At 64.3% G+C, this 21,105-nt stretch carries 20 protein-coding genes; 7 read left to right on the top strand and 13 right to left on the bottom strand.

All coding sequences use genetic code 11. The annotated features are described in order from the left end of the window. Positions 1 to 3 precede the first annotated feature (3 nt). Together ABWI03_RS09740 and ABWI03_RS09735 are read left to right on the top strand one after the other, a co-directional pair. On the top strand, positions 4 to 2,340 hold the full coding sequence (locus ABWI03_RS09740; protein ID WP_298774153.1) for a glycerol-3-phosphate 1-O-acyltransferase: 2,337 nt from the start codon (positions 4 to 6) through the stop codon (positions 2,338 to 2,340). Continuing rightward, complete coding sequence (locus tag ABWI03_RS09735) at positions 2,337 to 3,770, top strand: HAD-IB family hydrolase (RefSeq protein WP_166811138.1); 1,434 nt, start codon at positions 2,337 to 2,339, stop codon at positions 3,768 to 3,770. Before ABWI03_RS09740 ends, ABWI03_RS09735 begins: the two co-directional genes overlap by 4 nt. On the opposite strand, the gene ABWI03_RS09730 is transcribed toward ABWI03_RS09735, so the two are convergent. From ABWI03_RS09730 to ABWI03_RS09720, 3 genes are read right to left on the bottom strand one after another with little or no spacing between them, the layout of a single operon-like run. Next, positions 3,750 to 4,634 (bottom strand): sugar phosphate isomerase/epimerase family protein, encoded by an 885-nt coding sequence (locus ABWI03_RS09730; RefSeq protein ID WP_095970386.1) that lies wholly within the window; start codon positions 4,632 to 4,634, stop codon positions 3,750 to 3,752. The two genes, ABWI03_RS09735 and ABWI03_RS09730, sit on opposite strands and share 21 nt — an antisense overlap. Before the next feature lie 7 nt (positions 4,635 to 4,641). Beyond that, positions 4,642 to 5,772, bottom strand: coding sequence for an Rv0497 family membrane protein (locus tag ABWI03_RS09725; protein ID WP_298774150.1), 1,131 nt, complete (start codon positions 5,770 to 5,772; stop codon positions 4,642 to 4,644). Then, entirely contained in the window at positions 5,772 to 6,722 is a 951-nt protein-coding gene (locus ABWI03_RS09720) for a Ppx/GppA family phosphatase (RefSeq protein WP_298774148.1), read from the bottom strand. The genes ABWI03_RS09725 and ABWI03_RS09720 overlap by 1 nt, the downstream gene beginning before the upstream one ends. Positions 6,723 to 6,788: 66 nt before the next feature. Between ABWI03_RS09720 and ABWI03_RS09715 the strand changes: the two genes are divergently transcribed. Further along, positions 6,789 to 7,574 (top strand): DUF3109 family protein, encoded by a 786-nt coding sequence (locus tag ABWI03_RS09715; RefSeq protein ID WP_003941928.1) that lies wholly within the window; start codon positions 6,789 to 6,791, stop codon positions 7,572 to 7,574. A 73-nt stretch (positions 7,575 to 7,647) separates the two neighbouring features. Here the strand turns inward: ABWI03_RS09715 and ABWI03_RS09710 are convergent, their stop codons facing one another. The 8 genes from ABWI03_RS09710 to ABWI03_RS09675 form a co-directional block, all read right to left on the bottom strand. Beyond that, positions 7,648 to 8,337 (bottom strand): winged helix-turn-helix domain-containing protein, encoded by a 690-nt coding sequence (locus ABWI03_RS09710; RefSeq protein ID WP_003942020.1) that lies wholly within the window; start codon positions 8,335 to 8,337, stop codon positions 7,648 to 7,650. Then, a complete protein-coding gene (locus tag ABWI03_RS09705) occupies positions 8,334 to 9,569 on the bottom strand; it encodes a sensor histidine kinase (RefSeq protein ID WP_003941938.1) in 1,236 nt (411 codons plus the stop codon). Before ABWI03_RS09705 ends, ABWI03_RS09710 begins: the two co-directional genes overlap by 4 nt. A 162-nt stretch (positions 9,570 to 9,731) precedes the next feature. After that, positions 9,732 to 10,487: a phosphoglyceromutase gene (locus tag ABWI03_RS09700; RefSeq protein WP_003941992.1), complete on the bottom strand. Its 756-nt coding sequence runs from the start codon at positions 10,485 to 10,487 to the stop codon at positions 9,732 to 9,734. Between the two features lie 46 nt (positions 10,488 to 10,533). Beyond that, complete coding sequence (locus tag ABWI03_RS09695; protein WP_095970388.1) at positions 10,534 to 12,135, bottom strand: AMP-binding protein; 1,602 nt, start codon at positions 12,133 to 12,135, stop codon at positions 10,534 to 10,536. Positions 12,136 to 12,274: 139 nt separating this feature from the next. Beyond that, positions 12,275 to 12,772: a type III secretion system chaperone family protein gene (locus ABWI03_RS09690; protein ID WP_298774143.1), complete on the bottom strand. Its 498-nt coding sequence runs from the start codon at positions 12,770 to 12,772 to the stop codon at positions 12,275 to 12,277. Next, positions 12,769 to 14,097, bottom strand: a complete 1,329-nt coding sequence (mshA, locus tag ABWI03_RS09685) for a D-inositol-3-phosphate glycosyltransferase (protein ID WP_095970485.1) — start codon at positions 14,095 to 14,097, stop codon at positions 12,769 to 12,771. The genes ABWI03_RS09690 and mshA overlap by 4 nt, the downstream gene beginning before the upstream one ends. Positions 14,098 to 14,139: 42 nt before the next feature. After that, positions 14,140 to 14,967, bottom strand: a complete 828-nt coding sequence (locus ABWI03_RS09680) for an alpha/beta fold hydrolase (protein WP_235171639.1) — start codon at positions 14,965 to 14,967, stop codon at positions 14,140 to 14,142. Next, positions 14,913 to 16,139, bottom strand: coding sequence for an MFS transporter (locus ABWI03_RS09675; RefSeq protein WP_095970486.1), 1,227 nt, complete (start codon positions 16,137 to 16,139; stop codon positions 14,913 to 14,915). The genes ABWI03_RS09680 and ABWI03_RS09675 overlap by 55 nt, the downstream gene beginning before the upstream one ends. A gap of 111 nt (positions 16,140 to 16,250) precedes the next feature. On the opposite strand from ABWI03_RS09675, the gene ABWI03_RS09670 reads away from it, so the two are divergent. The 3 genes from ABWI03_RS09670 (at position 16,251) to ABWI03_RS09660 (ending at position 18,482) form a co-directional block, all read left to right on the top strand. Further along, positions 16,251 to 17,024, top strand: coding sequence for a PIG-L family deacetylase (locus ABWI03_RS09670; RefSeq protein ID WP_019744397.1), 774 nt, complete (start codon positions 16,251 to 16,253; stop codon positions 17,022 to 17,024). Between the two features lie 64 nt (positions 17,025 to 17,088). Continuing rightward, the gene (locus ABWI03_RS09665; RefSeq protein WP_124568177.1) at positions 17,089 to 17,481 is read left to right on the top strand and encodes a PaaI family thioesterase; all 393 of its coding nucleotides are present in this window, start codon (positions 17,089 to 17,091) and stop codon (positions 17,479 to 17,481) included. Beyond that, entirely contained in the window at positions 17,478 to 18,482 is a 1,005-nt protein-coding gene (locus tag ABWI03_RS09660; RefSeq protein WP_298774134.1) for a tocopherol cyclase family protein, read from the top strand. The genes ABWI03_RS09665 and ABWI03_RS09660 overlap by 4 nt, the downstream gene beginning before the upstream one ends. On the opposite strand, the gene ABWI03_RS09655 is transcribed toward ABWI03_RS09660, so the two are convergent. Beyond that, a complete protein-coding gene (locus ABWI03_RS09655) occupies positions 18,448 to 19,317 on the bottom strand; it encodes a LysR family transcriptional regulator (RefSeq protein ID WP_283376754.1) in 870 nt (289 codons plus the stop codon). The two genes, ABWI03_RS09660 and ABWI03_RS09655, sit on opposite strands and share 35 nt — an antisense overlap. A gap of 70 nt (positions 19,318 to 19,387) precedes the next feature. Here ABWI03_RS09655 and ABWI03_RS09650 point away from each other — a divergent pair, with 70 nt between their 5' ends. Further along, positions 19,388 to 19,747, top strand: coding sequence for a YybH family protein (locus tag ABWI03_RS09650; protein ID WP_298774131.1), 360 nt, complete (start codon positions 19,388 to 19,390; stop codon positions 19,745 to 19,747). Between the two features lie 15 nt (positions 19,748 to 19,762). Here the strand turns inward: ABWI03_RS09650 and ABWI03_RS09645 are convergent, their stop codons facing one another. Continuing rightward, positions 19,763 to 21,034 carry an ROK family transcriptional regulator gene (locus ABWI03_RS09645; RefSeq protein WP_298774127.1) on the bottom strand — a complete coding sequence of 424 codons (1,272 nt, stop codon included), beginning with the start codon at positions 21,032 to 21,034 and terminating at the stop codon, positions 19,763 to 19,765. Positions 21,035 to 21,105: the final 71 nt, after the last annotated feature.

The following is a 21,105-nucleotide window of genomic DNA, read 5'->3' as shown; positions in this document are numbered from 1 at the left end:
GTCATGAGCGAAAACACGACCAACCCGCGCGTGTACCTCACCGAAACCATGACAGAGGCCGAAGCCGGAGTGCTGCGAAAGTGGCTCGCCGACAAGGCGACCGCATCCGAAACTCGGCCGGTCACCGTCAACATCACCGACAAGACTCTGGCCGAACTGGCGGCACGGACCGACGACCCGATGCTCGCGCCGCTTCGCGTGGTGTGGATTCCGGACACCCATACCAAGCACAACGTCGCGGTGCGACTGCGTGACGCACTGGCACCACGCGATCCTCTCCACCCCGGACGCGGCGCACAACGCAGAACTCTGCGCACCGACCCGTCACGGTGCCAGGTCATCGAAGGCGAGCCGGCGCCACTGAGCGATCTCGAGCGTCGTCTCGAAAAGAGCGGTGGCGGTTCGCTACCCGAGTTCATCCGACGGCAGGCCGCCCTGGCGCTCGAGCGTGCCGAATTGGGCCTTCTGGGTGGCCAGTACAAGGTGTCGCGGTTCGTCGTCGACGAGATCACCGACACCCGCCGGTTCGCCACCGAGGTCATGGCTCTGGCCGACCGCTTGAACATCGCCGTCGCCGAAGTCGACCGCCGCGCGCGTGAAGCTCTCGAAGAAATGGTTGCCACCCAGAGTCGCCAAGCCATCGCGGTGTGGGATCGTCTGGGGCGCTATTTCGCTCGCGCCTACAAGCTCGACGTGGACACGAGCCGGTTCGAGGAACTCCGTGAGCTGAACAAGGAACACTCACTGGTCTTCCTCCCCAGTCACCGTTCGTACCTCGATCCCCTCGTCCTGCGCCCGGCGTTGATCGCGAACGGCTTGCCGCTCAATCACGTCATGGGCGGCCTCAACATCAGCTTCTGGCCCATGGGCTCGATCCTCAAGCGCAGCGGCACCGTCTTCATTCGTCGAAGCATCGGCAACGACGAGGTCTACAAGTGGTCGATGCACGAGTACATGCGCTACCTGCTGACCAAGCGCTTCAATCTGGAGTGGTACATCGAAGGTGGGCGCGGGCGTACCGGGAAATTACGCCCGCCGCGCTTCGGTCTCCTGACCTACCTGACCAAGGCCTTTCAGGTCAGCGGCGCATCCGACGTGTATCTCGTCCCGGTCGCGCTGAGCTACGACCAGCTCTACGAGGTCGGGGCCATGGCTGCGGAGGCTCTCGGCGCCGAGAAGACACCGGAAGGCCTGCGCTGGATGGTGGGTTACGTACGCGCACAGGGAAAACGGAACGGTGTCGCACACGTGACCATCGGCCGGCCGCTCTCACTTGCGGACGCACTCAGCCAGGAAACCGATCAGCGCCTCGCCATTCAAAAGGCCGGCATCGAGGTGTGTCACCGCATCAACGAGGTCACACCGGTGACCGTGTCTTCGCTTGCGATGCTGGCGTTCCTCGGAATCGAAGACCGGGCGTTGACCGTTCGTGAGCTCACCGCGATCCTCACGCCGCTGTTCGGGTACATCACCGCGCGAAATCTTCCGATCGCCGGCGACGTCGAACTGCCCGATCCGCGCGTCATCGAGAAGGCGTTGCAGACACACGTCGATTCCGGTGTCCTCGAGCGCTTCGATCGCGGCGGCGAGCAGGTCTTCTACCTCGGCAAGGACCAGCACCTTGTCGCTGCCTTCTACCGCAACAACACAATTCACTTTCTCGTCGTGCGTGCCATCACCGAACTCGTACTGCAGGCAGCCGTCGAAGAACGGTTCGAGGATCCCATCGGGGACGGTTGGGCCGAGGCCAAGCGCATCCGCGATCTGTTGAAATTCGAGTTCTTCTTCAGCGATCGGGACACCTTCGAGCAGGAGATGCGGACCGAGCTGACCCTGATCGATCCCGAGTGGGAAACCGTCATGGCCGACGACAAACGAACCGAGCACATGATCGAGTCGGTGCGGCCGTACCTCGCGCACCGTGTGCTCCAACCGTTTCTCGAGGCGTACCAGGTTGTCGCCGATCAGCTTGTGCTTGCCCCGATTTCGACGTCGTTCGACGAGAAGTCCTTCGTCAGCAACTGCATCGACGTCGCACATCAGCGTCGCCTACGACAGCAGATCGCCAGCAACGAATCGGTTTCCGGTGAATTGTTCGCCACTGCACTGAATTTGGCGCGCAACCGGAACTTGATCGAAGTCGACGACGACGGCGTCCGGGCCAGGCGCCTGGCATTCGCCGCGGAAATCAAGGTTCAGGTCGAGCGTCTGCGCCACCTCCGAGCGCTCGCGCATGCACGGCTCGATCAGGTGGCCATGCCGGTGCCCGACGCCGCTGCAGTAGTCACCATTCCCGAAGCAAACCGAGCGCCCGCCGCGAACGAGGAAGTAGGACTGTGACCGGACTCGAGCGTCTGCACTCCGCCATCGAAGCCGCCCCTCCCGGGCCCGGAACGATCGCCGCCTTCGACCTCGACGGCACCTTGATCAGTGGATATTCGGCCAGCGTCGTCTATCGAGACCGCCTGCGACGCTTGGATATCAGCGTCGGCGAATTGTTGCGCACCACCGGTGCCGCGATCGACACCCAGTTCCGCGGCGCTGATGTCGGAGCGTTGATGGACATCGGCGTGCGCGCCCTGGGCGGCCGTACCGTCGAGGAACTGAACGACTGGGGCCGACGGTTGTTCAAGCAGGAGATCGCCGCGATGATCTACCCGGAAGCCCGTGGGCTATTGGCGGCGCACCGGCGAGCAGGCCACACGATCGTGATGGCCACGTCGGCGACTCCGTTCCAAGCCAAGTACGTCGCCGAAGATCTCGATATCGAAGATGTGCTGTGCACCGAGCCCGAAGTCGTCGACGGCATGCTCACCGGCGAACTGTCCTCGCCCGCTCTGTGGGGGCCGGCCAAGGCCGATGCCCTTGCGGGCTATGCCGAGAAGATGGGCGCCGACTTGAAGAACGCGTTTGCGTACTCCAACGGTGTCGAAGACGTGTTCATGCTCGAGGCCGTCGGGCGACCTGTCGCGTTGAACCCCGATCGTGGTCTGGCCAAGATCGCGTTGCGCAATCACTGGCCTTCGGTCAGCCTGCGTAAACCGCAACGAGGTGCAACACCGATCTCGACGATCCGAACGGCGACGGCCATGGGCGCGCTTGCTGCTACCGCCGCCCTCGGTGCGTCGGCAGGCATCGTCACCGGCAACCGTCAACTGGGTGCGAACCTGGTGGGCACGTACGGCCCCGACATCTCACTCTCACTGCTCGGCATCGACGTCGAGATCGACGGCGAGCACAACGTGTGGGATCACCGCCCGGCGGTGTTCATGTTCAATCATCAAAGTTCCCTGGACATGTTGGTCCTCGGCACCGTCATCAAGCGGGACGTGACCGGCGTCGCGAAGAAGGAAGCGGCAAGCGATCCACGGTTCATGCCCGTCGGTGCACTGCTCGACGTCGCCTACATCGACCGCACCGACACCACAAAGGCGAAGGCTGCGCTGCAACCGGCAGTCGACAAGCTGAAGAATGGCGTCTCGATAGTCATAGCTCCGGAGGGCACCCGTTCTCCGACGCCACGCCTGGGCCCGTTCAAGAAGGGCGGCTTCCACTTGGCGATCCAGGCCGGTGTGCCGATCGTGCCCGTGGTGATTCACAACGCGGGCGAACGGATGTGGCGCAATTCGCTTGTCGCCCATCCCGGTCCGGTCTACGTCTCGGTGCTCGATCCCATCTCCACCGAAGGCTGGGAGACCAAAGACCTCGACGCACACGTCGAGAAGGTGCGCGCGCAGTTCGAAGCTGCGCTACTTGCCGGCCACCGCTGAGCGTGCCAGGTGCTCGCGTGCAAACGCGAGCGCCTGCGCCAGCATCGACGACCGCTCCCGACGGGTACGCGCATTTTGAGTGTTGATCTCGATGACAGCCTGGCCGCTGAAGTCGCTCGCAGCCAATTGCCGACACAACTCCGCGCACGGCTGTGAACCGTGTCCAGGAATCAGGTGCTCGTCCATCGACGCGCCGCGGCCGTCGGCCAGGTGCAGGTGCTCGAGGCCCTTGCCCATCCGGGAGGCCAACTCCAAAGCGTCCATTCCCGCCGTCGCGGTGTGCGACAGATCGAGTGTGTAGTGAGCGTGATCGGAATCGGTCGGGTCGTACGACGGGCTGAACGCGGACAACGCTGCCCCCGGACCGCCACGTTTACGCAGACGCTCCGCGGACTTGTCCTTGCCACCGAAGAAGCTGTCGGCGCGCATGGGGAACATATTCTCCACCGCCACCACGACGCTGCTCTTCGACTCGAGATCGACAACTTGTTCCGCGAAGCCTTCGGCGTACTTGCGCTGCCACCGGAACGGCGGGTGCACGACCACCGTCGTCGCGCCCAAGGTTTCGGCCGTGCGTACCGAACGCTCGAGCTTCTCGACCGGATCGGAACCCCACACGCGCTGCGAAATCAGCAGACACGGCGCATGCACGGCCTGCACCGGAATCGCGTACTTGCGAACGAGGGCAGCAACAGCACCGATGTCCTGACTGACGGATTCGGCCCACACCATCAGCTCGACACCGTCGTATCCGAGATCGGCGGCGTAGCGAAATGCTGCTTCCGTGTTCTCCGGATACACCGAGGCCGTCGACAAACCGACGGCTATCGGCCGACGAACCATGCGCTGCGATCCCCCGATCATCGTCCGATCAACCCGAGGTCAACAAGAACGCCAGTGGACCGAGCGTCACGATCATGCCGACAACCACCGCGATCACGAAACTCGTGATGTCGTCCGTCTTGCGTAGAACCCGCACGACGGCCACCAAGCCGACGATCACGATCAGCGCGAGCACCAACGCCACCCACGGCAGCATGTCCCACAGCTTCTCGAAGCCCTTGAACATCGCGCCGCCGACGATCAGTGCAACAACCACCTGACCGGCAAGCACTGCCCATTCACGGATCGAGTTACGCTCGCCGGCCTCTTCCGCTGCCGGTTGGGCTTCCACGTCGGTCTCGGACTCGGCGACGGCAGTGGACTTTGTCGCACCGTCAGCGACCACCGGCGCCTTGACCAGATCGACCACGGCGGTCGATTCGGCCTCGCCGGCATCCGCGTCTGCGATCTTGTCGATCAGTTCGGTGCTCTCTTCCGGCGCGGCCGGAGCAGGAGCAGTCGGTGTGGGTGCCTTGGCGACGGGAGTGGGGACACGCGGCGGCAGGATCGGCGGACGCAACGACGGCGACTGGGTTGCGGCGCGCTCCTGACGCATCAGGTCGCCCGCCAGGGTCTGACCCGACAGCAGGGCTGGTTCCTGCGTTACCTGCGTCGGTGACGAGGAGTTGAGCGGTGCCCGGCTCACCCACTGTCCGGGCGAGGACTTCGAGGTCTGTCCCGGCGAAGGTGTGGAAGTCGGCTTCGGAGTGGTGACCGGCGGCGCGGCAACCGGCTTCGACTCGGCCTTGGGTGCCTGCGGCTCGTCGTCATCGTCATCGTCGTCGTCGAACGAGACGGCGAAGGCTGCGGTGCGGTCGGCGGGAACGTTCGGTGCATGTTCGGCCGACTTGGCGGTTTCCGCGACAGCCTCGGCCGGCGCAGAAGATGCAGCGTTTTCTGGCGCAGGGGCTTCAGGCTGAGAAGCTGCTGATTCGGCTGACTCGGGCTCGGCGGCCGCGCGCGATCCCGACTGGCGAACGATCGGGATCTCACCCGTCAGTTCGGCGACGGAGATGCCACCGGCTACGCCGCGCCGACGTCGTCCACCTCGGGATTCGACGCTCTGACCGTTCCGCTTTAGCAGTTCCGCTACGGAAATCTGCTGACTGTCCTCGGTCATCAAGCACTCACCACCAATTCACCGCCCATTTCTGTGTCGAGCTTTCGCAGAATCAGACCCTCACGCAATGCCCAGGGACAAATTTCCAGTTCGTCCACTCCGAGCGCCCGCATGGTTGCCTCTGCGATGAGCGCGCCGGCCACAATCTGCTGTGACCGATCCGAGCTCACTCCTTCCAATTCTGCACGGTCCGCTGCCGTCATCCTGGATATGAAGGCTATGAGTTGCCTGAGTCCGCTGGAAGTCAGGGTCCGTTTCGCCCGGGGGCCTGCGGCAGAAGGGGCCGCGCCGGTGAGCCGAGCCAACGATCGGAAGGTCTTCGAGGTCCCGACCGTGCGGTCCCAGTCGCCGGCCGCGCGCAGGTCCTTGGCTGGTCCGACCAACTCCGCGTCCAGCCAGTCGCGCAAGACGGCGACTCGGCGCTTGCCCGGCGGATCGGCCTGGAGCCAGTCGCGCGTCAACCGTCCGGCACCGAGTTGCAGTGAGAAGGCGACGTCCGGATCCTCGTCACCACCTGCGGTGAGTTCGAGCGAGCCGCCGCCGATGTCCAGGTTCAGGATGCGTCCGGCGCTCCAGCCGTACCAGCGGCGCACTGCCAGAAAGGTCAGCCGTGCTTCGTCGACCCCGGAGAGAACCTCGAGATTGACTCCGGTCTCGGCGCGCACGCGGGCGAGCACGGCTTCGGAATTGTTGGCGTCACGGACGGCGGACGTGGCAAAAGCCATCATTTCCTCGCATCCGGACGTCTTGGCGATACCGGCGAATTCGGAGACCGTCGACACCAAGCGATCGGCTCCTGACGTGGTGATATCGCCGCGGTCGTCGGTGTTCTCTGCCAGCCTCAACGTGGACTTGGTCGAGCTCATGGGTGTTGGGTGGCCGCCCCGATGGGCGTCCACAACCAATAGATGGACGGTATTGCTTCCGACGTCGAGTACCCCTAGTCGCACATCGCCACGTTACTGGGTCTACGGTCGGCCCTTGTGACAGCAGGTAACCCAGACCGGTCCCACAAGATGACTCCGAGCCCCGAGGTCGATCTCGATTTCCCGCGCGAATGGGTCGAATTTGTCGATCCGGATAACTCCGAACACCTCATTTCCGCTGATATGACGTGGTTGCTCTCGCATTGGACCTGCGTGTTCGGCACGCCGGCGTGTCAGGGCATCATCGGCGACCGCCCGGACGACGGTTGCTGCTCGCACGGCGCTTTCCTCTCCGATCAGGAAGATCAGGACAAGCTCGACGCGTCAGTGAAAATGCTCACAGCCGAAGACTGGCAGTTCATGGAAAAGGGTCTCGGCAAGAAGGGATACGTCGAAGAAGACGACCTCGAGGACGAGCCCGCGCTGCGCACCCGCCGCTACAAAGGTGCGTGCATCTTCCTCAACCGGCCCGGTTTCGCCGGCGGCGAGGGCTGCGCCTTGCATTCCATGGCGCTCAAGAAGGGCATCGAGCCGCTCGAGGTGAAGCCGGACGTGTGCTGGCAGCTACCGATCCGCCGCACCCAGGACTGGGTCGACCGACCGGACGGCGTCCAGATCCTCAAGACCACGATCACCGAGTACGACCGCCGGGGCTGGGGTGAGGGCGGCGACGACCTCGCCTGGTACTGCTCCGGCTCCCCTGACGCTCATGTCGGGGAACGGCAGGTCTGGCAGTCCTACGGGCCGGAACTGACGGAGCTTCTCGGAAAGCGTGCGTACGACGAGCTGGCTCGCCTCTGCAGGCGTCGTGCCGGCCTCGGCCTCATAGCAGTCCATCCGGCGACCACGATCGCTCAGAACAAAGCTCAGGGCTGACTCCGCAAGAACAAATAAATTCAGCCGCTCACACGATCGTGTGAGCGGCTGAATTCTTCTCGACGAACTTAGATCACGCTTCGAGCTTGTAACCCAATCCACGGACCGTGACCAGATGTTCCGGCTTGGCCGGATCCGATTCGATCTTCGAACGCAGCCGCTTCACGTGTACGTCAAGGGTTTTGGTGTCACCGACGTAGTCGGCGCCCCAGACGCGGTCGATCAACTGTCCGCGGGTCAGCACCCGGCCGGAGTTGCGGAGCAAGTACTCGAGGAGGTCGAACTCCTTGAGCGGCAACGTCACCGGGTTTCCAGCTACCTGCACGACGTGGCGCTCGACGTCCATCCGTACCGGTCCGGCCTCGAGCACCCCGTTGTCGGAGGCGAGGTCCGCCTCGTTCTCCACCCCGCGGCGCAGCACCGCACGGATACGGGCGATCAGCTCACGCGCCGAATACGGTTTGGTCACATAGTCGTCCGCACCCAGTTCCAGGCCGACGACCTTGTCGATCTCGCTGTCACGCGCCGTCACCATGATGACGGGAACGCCCGAACGCGATCGCAACGCCTTGCAGACGTCCGTACCGCTCATGCCGGGCAGCATGAGGTCGAGCAGGACGATGTCCGCTCCGGAGCGATCGAATTCCGCCAACGCCGACGGTCCGTCGTTGACGATGGTGGTCTCGAAGCCTTCCTTGCGGAGCAGGAACGCCAGCGGGTCCGCCAAGGACTCCTCGTCCTCCACGATCAGCACACTCGTCATCGTTTGGCCTCCATGCCGTTTTCTCTACTGCCTTGTTCTCGTCTGCCGATCCGCGTGGAACCGGCGGTTCCCGCGTCGTCAGAGTCGATGTCGTCGTCCGACTCCACGTGTGCCGGTATCTGCAACGTGAAGGTAGACCCTGTTCCCGGTTTGCTCCACAGTTCGATGGAGCCGTTGTGATTGGCCGCGACGTGCTTGACGATCGCCAGCCCCAGACCCGTTCCGCCGGTCTGCCGTGACCGTGCCTTGTCCACGCGGAAGAATCTCTCGAACACTCGCTCCTGATCCGCTTTCGCGATGCCCTCTCCTCGGTCGGTGACCGCGATCGCGACATTGTCGCCGCGTACCGACCGACTGACTGACACCGGAGAACCCTTGGGCGAGTAAGCAATAGCGTTCTCGATGAGGTTGGACAGTGCCGTCACGAGAAGAGTCTGATCCCCGAGCACCTCCAGCCCACTCGGATGGTCGGTGGTGACGGTGATCCCGGCGGCCTCGGCCGACAGATTCGACCTCGACAGCGCCTCGGACACCACGGTGTCGACGTCGACCACGTCGAGATCGGGCAGCTTCTCGGCACCTTGCAGGCGAGAGAGTGCGATCAACTCGGTGACCATCTTGCCCAGACGAATCGACTCGCCCAGCACCCGTTCACCGAAGTGGCGCACGGATTCCGGATCGTCAGCGGACTCGAGCAGCGCCTCCGCGAGCAAACTCATCGCGCCGACCGGCGTCTTCAGTTCGTGGCTGACGTTCGCGACGAAATCGCGTCGCGTCGCCTCCATGCGGACCTGCTCGGAATCGTCGTCGGCGAACAGGACCACGAAGTTGCGATCGTCCTTGCTGAGCAATCGGGCCGTCCCACGTACCGCGATCTTGTCGCGGCCGCGCTGCGCGGTCTGTGCCGTCAGATCGACCTCGACGGGCTGACCTGTCCGCAGGACTTCCTGCGCCGCCCGCCACGCCCGCTCGTCGACCAGACGATTCTTGACGAGGCCGAGTTCTTCGGCGCGAGGGTTGAAGAGCACGACGTCGTGGAAACCGTCGACGACGGCGATGCCGCTTTCCGACGCCAACACGATCAGGTCCAGAACCTGGGACATCGTGAGCCCGGTCTGTTCGTCGGAGCGCTGACTCTGACGCGACGACAGCCTGGGGACCAGCACCCCGCCGACGAGGTAGCCGACCAAGCCGGCGACCACGACCAGCAGCACTGCAATCACGACACTCACGGCGCAATCGTACGTTCGCGCGAAGTGTCGGTTACGGCGGGTTCGGACGTTCCCGCCCGCGTAATCCGCCAGGTGGACGGCGTTGGTTCGTCGTTCATCTGTTGTTGGCCGAGGCCCCCCGAAAACACTGTTCGGGGGGCCTCGACGCACATCATCGGGTTGCTACTTTCCGCCCTGATTCGCCACCGCGGCGGCGCCGGCGGCTGCGGCCTCCGGGTCCAGGTAGGTGCCGCCGGGATTGAGCGGCTTCAGGTTCTCGTCGAGGTCGTAACGCAGCGGGATTCCGGTCGGGATGTTCAGGCCCGCGATGTCCTCGTCCGAGATGCCGTCGAGGTGCTTGACCAATGCACGCAGCGAGTTGCCGTGCGCCGTGACCAGTACGTTCCGGCCGGCGAGCAGCTCCTGCGAGATGGTGTCCTCCCAGTACGGGATCAGGCGCTTGACGACGTCGAGCAGGCACTCGGTCAAGGGAACCTCGTCGAGGTTCGCGTACCGGGGATCGGTGTCCTGGCTGTACTCGCTGCCGGCTTCGATGGCGGGCGGCGGGGTGTCGTAGCTACGACGCCAGAGCATGAACTGCTCGTTTCCGTACTCTTCCTTGGTCTGAGCCTTGTTCTTGCCCTGCAGAGCGCCGTAGTGGCGCTCGTTGAGACGCCAGTCGCGGACCACCGGGATCCAGTGGCGATCGGCGGCGTCGAGTGCGAGGTTGGCCGTGCTGATCGCGCGGCGGAGCAGAGATGTGTAGAGAACGTCAGGCAAGAGGTTGTGCTCGGCGAGCAGTTCGCCGGCGCGCTTGCCTTCGGCCATGCCCTTGTCTGTCAGGTGGACGTCCACCCAGCCGGTGAACAGATTGAGTGCATTCCATTCGCTCTCGCCGTGGCGGAGCAGGACCAGGGTTCCGATACTCATGGCGTTCATCCTGGCACGAGTACCGGAACCCTTCTTGATCAACCCTGTCTGGAAATCAGCTCGGAGCTACTTCCGCTGTTCGCAGATCCTTGCGGAGGATCTTTCCGGCCGCGGATTTCGGCACGGTGCTGATGAACGAAACCTGGCGAACCTTCTTGTGCGGTGAGACGCGCTCGGCGACGAACGAGATCACGTCGTCTTCGGTCAATTCGGCGCCGTCCTGGAGCACGACGAATGCCTTCGGAACCTCTTCGCCTTCGGCGTCGAGCACACCGATCACTGCAGCGTCGGCGATCTGCGGGTGTGTCAGAAGCAAAGCCTCGAGTTCCGCCGGGGGAACCTGGTAGCCCTTGTACTTGATCAATTCCTTGAGGCGGTCGACGATCTTGACGACGCCGTCGCCGTCGACGGTCGCGATGTCACCGGTGTGCAGGTAACCGTCGTCGTCGAGGGTGTCCTTGGTGGCCTGGTCGTTGCCGAGGTAACCGAGCATGATGTTCGGTCCCTTGCACCACAGTTCCCCGGGCTCGCTGACGCCGTCCGAGCCGAGCGCGGGGTACGCGACCTCTTCGCCCGTTCCCGGGTCGACGAGCTTGCATTCCATGTTGGCGATGGTCGGACCGCAGGTGTCGAGTGCGATGTCGTCACGATCGAACGGGATCGCATGCGAGACGGGGCTCATCTCGGACATGCCGTAGCCCTGGCGCACATGGCAGTTCAAACGGTCCGCGACGGCCTTGCCGAGCGCCGCGTCGAGGGGGGCCGCGCCAGAGAAGATGGTGTGCACGCTCGACAGGTCGTACTGATCGACGAGCGGGTGCTTGGCCAACGCGACGGCAACGGGCGGTGCGACGAAGATGTACGTCGACTTCTGCTCGGCGACGATCCGTAGGAACTCGACGAGATCGAACTTCGGCATCGTGATGAGGCTCGCGCGGCGGTAGAGCGCAGCGTTGAGCAGCACCGTCATGCCGTAGATGTGGAAGAACGGCAGGACCGCGAGGATCTTGTCGTCGGTCTCGATGCCCATCCGCGGAATGATCTGGCAGACGTTGGCCACGAGATTGCGATGGGTGAGCATGACGCCCTTGGGCCGGCCGGTGGTGCCCGACGAGTACGGCAGCACCGCGAGCTGGGTGGCCGGATCGAAGGAAACCTCGGGCGCCGCTGCGCCCTCACCGAGCAGATCTCGCAGCGACAGATGGCCTTCGGCGCCGTCGAGCACGAACACGTTCTCGGTCGGGATACCGACCAGCTCGGCGGCGGCCTTGGCCTGCGGCAGCAGCGGCGAGACGGTGAAGAGGAACTTGGCCTTGGAATCGGTGAGCTGCTTGGCGATGTCCTCGGCGGTGTAGAGCGCGTTGATCGTGGTCGCGACGCCACCGGCACGCAGGATGCCGTGGAAGACGGAACCGAAGGCCGGGACGTTGGGCGAATGGAGCCCGACGACGTCGCCGACGGCGAGTCCACGCGCTGCGAGAGCGCCTGCAACGCCGTTGATCTGCGCGATCAGCGAAGCGTATGTGGTTACGGCGCCCGAACTGCCTTCGACGAATGCCGTCTTGTCGAGGTCTGCGGGGTCGGTGTTTCCGAACAGGAAGTCGTAGACGCTGAGGTTGGGGATTTCAACGTCGGGGAACGGACTCTTGAAGCTCACTGTGCTCCTCGAAAAGTTGCGCGGCGGGGTGGTGTGACCAACTTACTGTGACTCACGGGAACAGTATTATTCCGTGACGACAGTCACAAGTAAAGGCCACTTTACGTGACACATCCGCGATGTGTCTCACCCCGCTCGATCAGCTTTGCGCGGGCTCTTCCTCGATGAGGTGCTTGAACGGCTCGAGATTCGCCAGCGACTCACCACGCGACACCCGCCACGCCCACTCACGCTTGATCGACGAGGAGAAACCGAGTTCGAGGATGACGTTGAAATCGCCGTCGGCGGCCTCGAGAACCTGACCGAGCACTCGGTCCAGTTCGTCGCCGGTCACGGCATGCTCGGCGATCTTGCCGACCAGGTAGATGTCCCCGACCTTGTCGAGTGTGTAGGCCACTCCGTACAGACGACGGTTGCGCTTGAGCAGGAACTTGTAAACGCCTTCGAAGTTCTCGTCCACCTTGCGGCACACGAAGGCCTCGACCCGCACGCCGTGATTACCGACGGTGAGCAGCGTCGACGTCTTGAGTTTGTGTTCGCCGGGAAGTTCGACGACGAAATGCGCGTCGTCTTTTCTGGTGAAGTCGAGTTCACGCTCCGTGAGAGCCTGCTCGATGGTGTCCGAAATGCTGCTCATGTACGCACCCCTCCGGTCCGGCGCAGACGCCACAGACCCCGCGCACGGCGGGGCGAGAAGTCGCTGGGACCGGTTCCGTTGTTGTAGTTGACTGCGGCTTTGCGATAGCTCTCGAGCAAACCGTCCGCGGTGTGTTCCCACGAGAAATTCTCGGCGTGACGCGGTGCCTGCGCGGCGAGTTCGGCCAAGCGTTTCGGCGCTGTCACCAAGGATTCGAGAGCGCCGGCCCAGTCTTCGGTGCGGTGCCCTTGAACCAGCAGGCCGGTCTCACCGTTGCGTACGGCCACTCCCAGTCCGCCGACATCCGCGGCGATCACCGGGGTTCCGCAGGCCTGAGCTTCGATGGCTACCAGTCCGAAGGACTCCGAATAGCTCGGCACCGCAACCAGATCCGATGCGCGGTAGACATCGGCGAGACGCTGCGGCGCCTGCGGCGGCAAGAACGTCACCTGCGCTGTGATGCCCAGTGAGCGTGCCAGTTCGATCAACACGTCCGGCCGCGCGAGACCGGTTCCGGACGGCCCGCCGACAACGAGGATGCGCAGCGGCAACCCCGGGCGACGGCTGATCACCTCGGCTGCTGCGCGCAGCAGAACGTCCGGCGCTTTGAGCGGTTGGATGCGGCCGACGAAGGTCACGACGATCTCGCCCGGGTTCAACCCCAACGACGCGCGGGCGGAATCGCGATCGCCCGGTCGGTAGCGGGTGAGATCGGCGCCCGGAGCCACGACGTCGATACGCGTGGGATCTGCGCCGTACAACTCGTGCAGCGCTTTGGCTTCGTCGGTGGTGTTGGCGACCAGGCGATCGGACTCGGCGACTACTTGTTGCTCACCGATCTGACGTGCTGCGGGCTCGGGGGTGTCCCCCTCGGCCAGCGACAGATTCTTCACCGCCGCGAGGGTGTGGGCGGTATGTACGAGGGGCACGCCCCAGCGGTCGCGGGCCAGCCATCCGACCTGCCCGGACAACCAGTAGTGCGAATGAATCAGGCTGTAGTACCCGGGCTCGTGACGCGCTTCCTCCCGCAGAACTCCCGCGACGAAGGCACACAGTTGAGTCGGCAGATCTGCCTTGTCCAGTCCTTCGAAGGGACCGGCCGCGATGTTCCGAACCCGCACTCCGGGAGCGGCGTCCACCACGGGTGCGTCGGCCGAGGACGTCGCGCGGGTGAATATCTCCACCTCTACGCCACGTTTGGCGAGCTGAATGGCGGATTGCAGAACGTAGACGTTCATCCCACCCGCGTCACCGGTGCCGGGTTGCGCCAATGGCGAGGTGTGGACCGAGAGAACGGCCACCCGGCGAGGGCGCGAAATGTGCATGGGCGTCACCACTCCATACTGCCCCCTCACCGGGCGCGAACTCTAACCGAGGCTCGAGATGAAGGCTCGCACTTCGGACACGAATCGTGTCGGATCCTCCACGAACGGTCCGTGATTGCAGCCTTCCCAGTACGACGCCTGGGACTTGGGAATCAGTTCCTCGGCGTGCTTACCTGCGCTCACGTCGACGACGGAGTCCTCGGTTCCGTGCAGAACGAGGACCGGGATGTCGAGGCTGCGGAGCAACTCGTCGTGACCGACGGCACGATTGAACAGTGCTCCGCGCACCCGCGGACGCGTCGAGAGGCTGTACCCGAACAAGGCCTGCGACGCTGCGCCCTTGCCCTCGGGTGGGCCGGTGAGCGCGTTGCCGAAGGCACCGAGTGCCCGGATCGCCTCGCGGGGATCTTCGGACATCGCGCCGGGAACCGCACTCCGCATCGCCGAGCCGACTTTGCCGCCCTTCTCACCGCGACCGATGCTGGTGATCGCACCGACCAGAACCGCACCCGCCACCGCACCGGTTCCGTGTGCTGCCAGGTAATCGCAGATCACCAGTCCGCCGTACGACCAGCCGAGCAGGATCGCGTTCTCGGTGACGTCTTCTGCCGCGAGAACGGCCGCAACGTCGCCGGCCCAGTTCGCGGAGTCGTCGTATCCGGATTCAGGCGCATCGGAGTAACCGTGGCCGCGCAGATCGACGGCGATCAGGCGGTAGTCCGCGGCGAGGTCCGCGAGGACCTGCTCACCCCAGCACTGCGACGACTGAGCCCAGCCGTGCAGCAGCACCAGCGGGGTCCCAGCCGAATTTCCGGTTACTCGATAGACGATGGACGTGCCGTCGACGCTGACGGCTTCACGAATAGACATGCCGTCACGATAGAGGCTGCGACTGCGGCGCCGACGGCGAGCATGTAGGCCGACGGGACGCCGTAACGATCGATCAGCTGTCCGGCCAGCGCAGACCCGAGCGCCACGCCGACGCCGAGGCCGGTGACCGTCAGGGTCATTCCCTCCGTGAGCTTTTCCGGGGGGACGATCTGCTCGACCAAGGCCGTCGCGATGATGAGGGTCGGAGCAATGGTCGCGCCCGCGAGCACATATGCACCCGCCAGTGCGGCCACGTTGCCGACGAGGAGAAGCGGGACGCTGAGAACGGCGACCGCCGAGGACGCGATCATCAGCTGACCGCGCAGCGATCGCGCCGGGTGCATCGACCCGAAGATCAGTCCCGCGATTCCCGAACCGCCGGCGAACAGCGCAAGGACCAGCGTCGCGGATCCCGGCGAATTCTGTTCCTCGGTGAACGCGATGGCACCGACGTCGATGACGCCGAAGATCGTTCCGAGCATCACCATGATCACGATGACGATCCACATCACGTGGTTACCGAGAACCGATCGTCCGCGGCCGGGTCGACGCGGGTGCACCTTCGGTTCGGTTCCACGTTGAATGACCAACAGCAGGGTCCCGGTCACGAGCAGAATCAGTCCCGCCAGCGGTCCCGCTTCGGGAAAGAGTCCGATGCTCAGGCCCACCGAGATGACCGGACCCGCCACGAAACAGAGTTCGTCCACCACCGATTCGAAGGCGAAGGCGGTGCGCAGCTGAGGTTTTCCGACGTAGATCGCGACCCACCTGGCGCGGATCATCGCCCCGATCGTCGGGGTGGCGCCACCGGGGACGACCAGAACGAAAAGCAGCCAGTCAGGAGCTTCCATCCGTACGGCGAGCAAGAGCGCCCCGATCGCGGTGACGCTCACGGCTGCGGCAATCGGCAGGACCGCTCGCTGCCCGAAGCGGTCGACCGCACGCGAGACGGCGGGCGCGATGATCGCCGACGACAGCGCGAAAACCGCGGCGAGCGCGCCGGCGAGCGCGTAGTCACCACGAAGTTGCGAGATCATCGTCACGATTCCGATGCCGATCATGGCGATCGGCAGCCTTGCGACAAATCCGGCGGCCGAGAAGGCGACCGATCCGGGGGCGGCAAAGATCTCGCGGTAGGCGCTCAACAGGCCTTTGTTGGTGGATTCGCTCATGTCAGCTTCTCGTGCACTGAACAAGGTTCACAGAGCCGAGGCCGACTCGACAAATCGTTTTCACTGTGCGCTCGGGTTGACCTGTCGGTAACTTGCCTTACGATTGCGCGAATGAGTGTCCTGGTGTGTTTCCACGCCCATCCCGATGACGAAGTTTTCACTACGGGCGGCGTGATGAGAATGGCCGCCGACGCAGGTCACCGCGTCGTAGTCGTCACCGCTACCGACGGTGCTCTCGGTGAATTCCCCGACGGCCTGTTGGACGAATACGAGACGTTGGCTCAGCGCCGCAGCCGTGAACTCGAGGCGTCCACCGACGCGTTGGGCGCCAATCGCGTCGTGTCCCTGCACTACCCGGATTCGGGGATGGTGGGTACGCCCGAGAACGAGAATCCGGAAGCGTTCTGCAACGTCGACGTCGAGAAGGCCGCCGAGCGTTTGGCCGAGGTACTTCGTGAAGAGAACGCCGATGTCCTGACCATCTACGACCCCAACGGCGGATACGGGCACCCGGATCACATCCAGGTCCACCACGTCGGCGTCCGGGCGGCAGAACTCGCAGGCACGCCGTTCGTCTACGAGGCGTCCACCAACCGCGATCACATGAAGATGCTGATGCAGGCCAACCCCGAGTGGACCGAGGAGGCGCAGCCGCCGGACATCGAATCGTTCGGGCTTCCGGCAGATCAACTCACCACCGCCGTCGACGTCAGTTCGGTGATCTCGTCCAAGCGCGCGGCCATGTACGCGCACGCAACGCAGGTCGGCGATTTCGGCCCGTTCCTCGAAATGCCGACGGAGCAGCTCGCCGCGGCATTCGGCACCGAGTGGTTCCGTCGCCGCAACGCGCCCGAGGGACTGTCCGAAACCGCCCTCCCCCTCTGAGCCACCTCCCTCGATAAACCGAAGTCCCGACGGAGGTTTCGGCGGCTCGTTACCATCGGTAGGCATGGACCTCGAACAACTTGTCGCGACCATGCCTTTTGCAGTTCACACCGGAATTCAGTTGGACAGCGCGGCACCCGAACAGGTTGTCGGCCATCTGGATTGGGACAGCCACCGCACCACCGCCGGCAACGGAATGCACGGCGGCGCCTTGATGACGCTGGCAGACAGCGTCGGCGCCGTCTGTGCGTTCCTCAATCTTCCGCCCGGTGCAAGCACTTCCACCACCAGTTCGTCAACCGTCTTCACGCGTGGGGTCCGCAAGGGCACGGTCACCGCAACCGCCCGGCCACTGCATGCGGGGCGCAGCACCATCGCGGTCGTGACCGAGATTCGCGACGACGAGGGCCGCCTCGTCGCTCAGGTCACCGCATCACAGGCAGTATTGGGACCGTGAAGCTTCCCGCGTACCGCGCTTCGGGCGCCACCCTGCCGTACGGCAATCTGCTTGCCTCCCATGACGTTGCGATGGAGGGTTACTTCTGGCGATTCACGATGCCAGGCAGCGGACGGGTGGTGATCGCGCTCGCCGGTATCAACAAGTCCGACAGTGGCAGTTGGTCGACGCTCGGTCTCGCGGCGCATCCGGGCGGATTTCTCCGTACCGCCGAGCATCCGCGTGGATCGGCGGATCCCCGCACACTGGGGGCCTACGCCGACAACGTTTTCCGCGGTAACGCCGATCGACTGCAGGTCGATTTCGGCGACAGCCACCTCGACGTGCGCATCAGTAATCAGCGATTCTGGCCGCACCGCCGCTTCGGGGGATCGAGTTACTTCCAATCAGTTCCCGCACTCAATCAGTACTGGCATCCGTGGCTGCTCGGCGGCCGGGTCGAGGGAAGCGCCGTCATCGACGGACAGAGCTGGGATCTCACCGGAGCGCAGGTGTACGGCGAGAAAAACTGGGGAAAGGGAGGATTCCCGGAATCCTGGTGGTGGGGACAGGCACAGGGGTTCACCGATCCTCGAGCCTGCGTGGCGTTTGCCGGCGGACAGGTCAGCGCCGGACCTCTGCGCACCGAAGTCACCGCCGTCGTTGCCGCGCTACCGGACGGAACGGTGTTGCGGCTGGGTAATCCTCTGACGTCACAGGTGGAGACGACGGTGTCCGACGATCGCTGGACGCTTCGGGGTTACAGCCGGAAGTGGAGCATCGACATCGACGGGACCGCACCCATCGCCGACGCACACATACTTCCTGTTCCGATACCCGCCGAGCGCCGAAACGTGCCAGGAGCGCTCGAGCATCTCGGTGGAACGATGTCGGTCAGCGTCCGGCGACGCGGCACCATCGTCTGGAAGGACAGGTCACGGTTGGCTGCTCTCGAGCACGGCGGATTGGATCGGGCGCAGGCCGAACTCACTCGGCGGGAACAGCTCTCGCAAGATCGATGAGAGCGGAGGCCGCCGGATTCTTGCCGCCCGACGAACGCCAGACCAATTCCAGCCGAGATCGCGCCTCCGGTTCGAGATCGATCCGATGCAACTCCCCCACTGCCGACTCGGGAAGCACGGCCATTCCCAACCCCTGCGCTGCCAATGAAACGATGATGCCGAGATTGCTTGCCTCGAGCGCAACCGTCGGCGTGGTGCCGGCCGCGGCGCACGCGAAGTTCAGACACGTCCTGATACCGGTTCCCTCCGGCAGACAGATGACCGATCGCGTGGCGAGCTCGGCAAACGGTAGAGACGACACCTCGGCCAGCGGATGATCCGTTGCCACTCCGGCCACCAGTCGTTCGTCGGTGATCACCCTCGATTCGAGCCCTTCCGGCAGTTCGCCCGCCACCCCGATGACGGCTATGTCGAAGGTTCCGTCCAGCACTCCGGCAAGCAAGCTGCGCGAGTCGTCCTCGGACAGGGAGATGTCCAGACCGGGGTGTTTGTTGTGCAACCGACTGAGCAGGTCGGTCAGGTCGGCAGACGCGCATGCAGTGACCATCCCCACCGCTACCGAGCCCCGCACCAGTCCGTTCAGGGCGTCGACGACATCTCGGGTGCTCTGAACGGACGCAAGCACAGCGTGGGCATGTGGGAGGACAGCTCGCCCGGCCTCGGTCAGACGAACGGTTCGACCACTCCGATCGAGCAATTCCTGACCCAGCTCACGTTCCAGCCTTTTGACCTGCGCACTCACACCCGGCTGCGCTACGTGAAGCCGCTCGGCGGCGCGAGTGAAGTTGGCTTCCTCCACTACCGTGACGAAGTATTCGAGCTGCCGAAGTTCCATAACTGATAATTCTAGCTTCGAGACAAACTAGATCTTGGACTTATCGCCGGCGGACTCGCAAGATGGAGACATGACAACAACACATGAAGCTCAGAAGGCCGAAACCCCGGAAGACATCGCCCGATTGTTCGTCCAGTTCGCGAACGCCGGAGATGCAGACGCCGTCGCCGGACTCTACGAGGAAAACGCCGTGATGGCGTTTCCACCCGGGTCACTCACTGCGGGAAGGACGGCCATCCGAGACGTCATTTCTCAGATGCTGGCCGCAGCACCGACATTCACCGTCGAGGAAGCGCTACCCACGGTAATCAGCGGCGACCTCGCCATGACCTCGACCAAACCTTCCGACGGGACCGGCGGACGTACTCAGGTGGCACGCCGCCAGCCCGACGGTTCGTGGTTGCGGGTGCTCGATCGTCCGGAACTCTGACTGCCCTCTTCGCAGTCAGATGGCCGAAGCACGCCGCATTGCCGCCGCAGGATCGGCGAACAAGGAACTCAGCGACACGACGGTGGACGCGTATTCCTGAACCCGATTGCCGAACCCGGTAATCCGAATGTCCTTACGCTCCAACGAGGATGCCGTCGAGAAGGCCTCGGCGACGTGCGGCACGCCGGCCGGGTAGTCGGTGAAGGCCTGGCCGCCGAGGATCACCCGATCCGGATTGAACAGGTCACGCAACATCGCCACCGTTCGCCCGAGGACGCGTGCTCGATCAACCAGAAGTTCGTGCGCCGGAATGGAACCCGCCGACGCAGCACGGTAGACATCCGCGATCGTCACACGCTCACTGCCCTGGATCACTGCGCCCGAAGACAGTGCCTGCGCGACGACAGCGCGGTCGCTGATCGTCGCTTCCAAGCAACCCACCGCACCGCAGGTGCACCGTGCCGACGAACCGGTGGGGAGGTGTGCGATCGAGCCTGGCCCACTGGACGGCGTGTGCACTCGCCCTTCGAAAGTGATTGCGATACCGGCAGTTTCGCGGGCATAGAAGTAGAGCCCGGTGGTTCCCGGCGTCGGGGCCTCGGCGCGGTCGGTGCTGAGCAGAAGTTCCGACGCCGCCATCGCCTCGACGTGGGCGGCAACCGAAACGGGAAGGTCCAAGCCGGCTCCGATGATGGATCCGACCTTGGCGCCTTTCCACCCCAGGCGCGCGTGGTCGACTACTCCCGTAGCCGAATCGACGCGACCGCCGATGGCCACCCCGACCGCGAGCGGACGACGCTTGTGCCACCGCGAGGCGAACGATTTGGCCGAGCGCGCAATGGTGGCAAGCGCGACAGCGGAATTGGTGGCGGGCGTCGGGATCTCGACGGCGCCGAGCACCTTGCCACGAATGTCGCTGGCGATGATGCTGGTGACGACGGCACCGATGTGGATGCCGACGGTCAGGTACGGCTCGTGATTGACCTCGAACGGAACTCGCGGACGCCCAATGGCGCCGGAAGCTGTCAGGTCTGCGCGTTCGCGCAGGATCCCCAGGTCCAGCAGGCTCGTGACCTGCCGGTTCACGGTGGCAATACTCAGCCCGGACGCTTTGGCCGCGGTATCGCGAGAGAGCGGTCCGCGGGATCGAGCAATGCGCAACACCGTCGCGGACGGACCGTCGGCAATGCGCAGCTCCGGCGCAACTATCTGGGTTCGGGTCCGGCTTCCCGAGAGCGCGGTTCGCGATCGGATGTTCGGAATGGCGGAAATTGTGGGTGTCGACATGGCTGTCCCTTGCAGAAGGAGGAGAAGGCGCACATCTCTGTCGACCGAGAACTCAGCGTTTCCACTGGTCA

This window comes from Rhodococcus baikonurensis (genome assembly GCF_040489275.1).
Lineage (GTDB): Bacteria > Actinomycetota > Actinomycetes > Mycobacteriales > Mycobacteriaceae > Rhodococcus_F > Rhodococcus_F baikonurensis.
The sequence above is the reverse complement of the archived record's forward strand: the minus strand, read 5'-3'. Positions and strand labels throughout refer to the sequence as shown.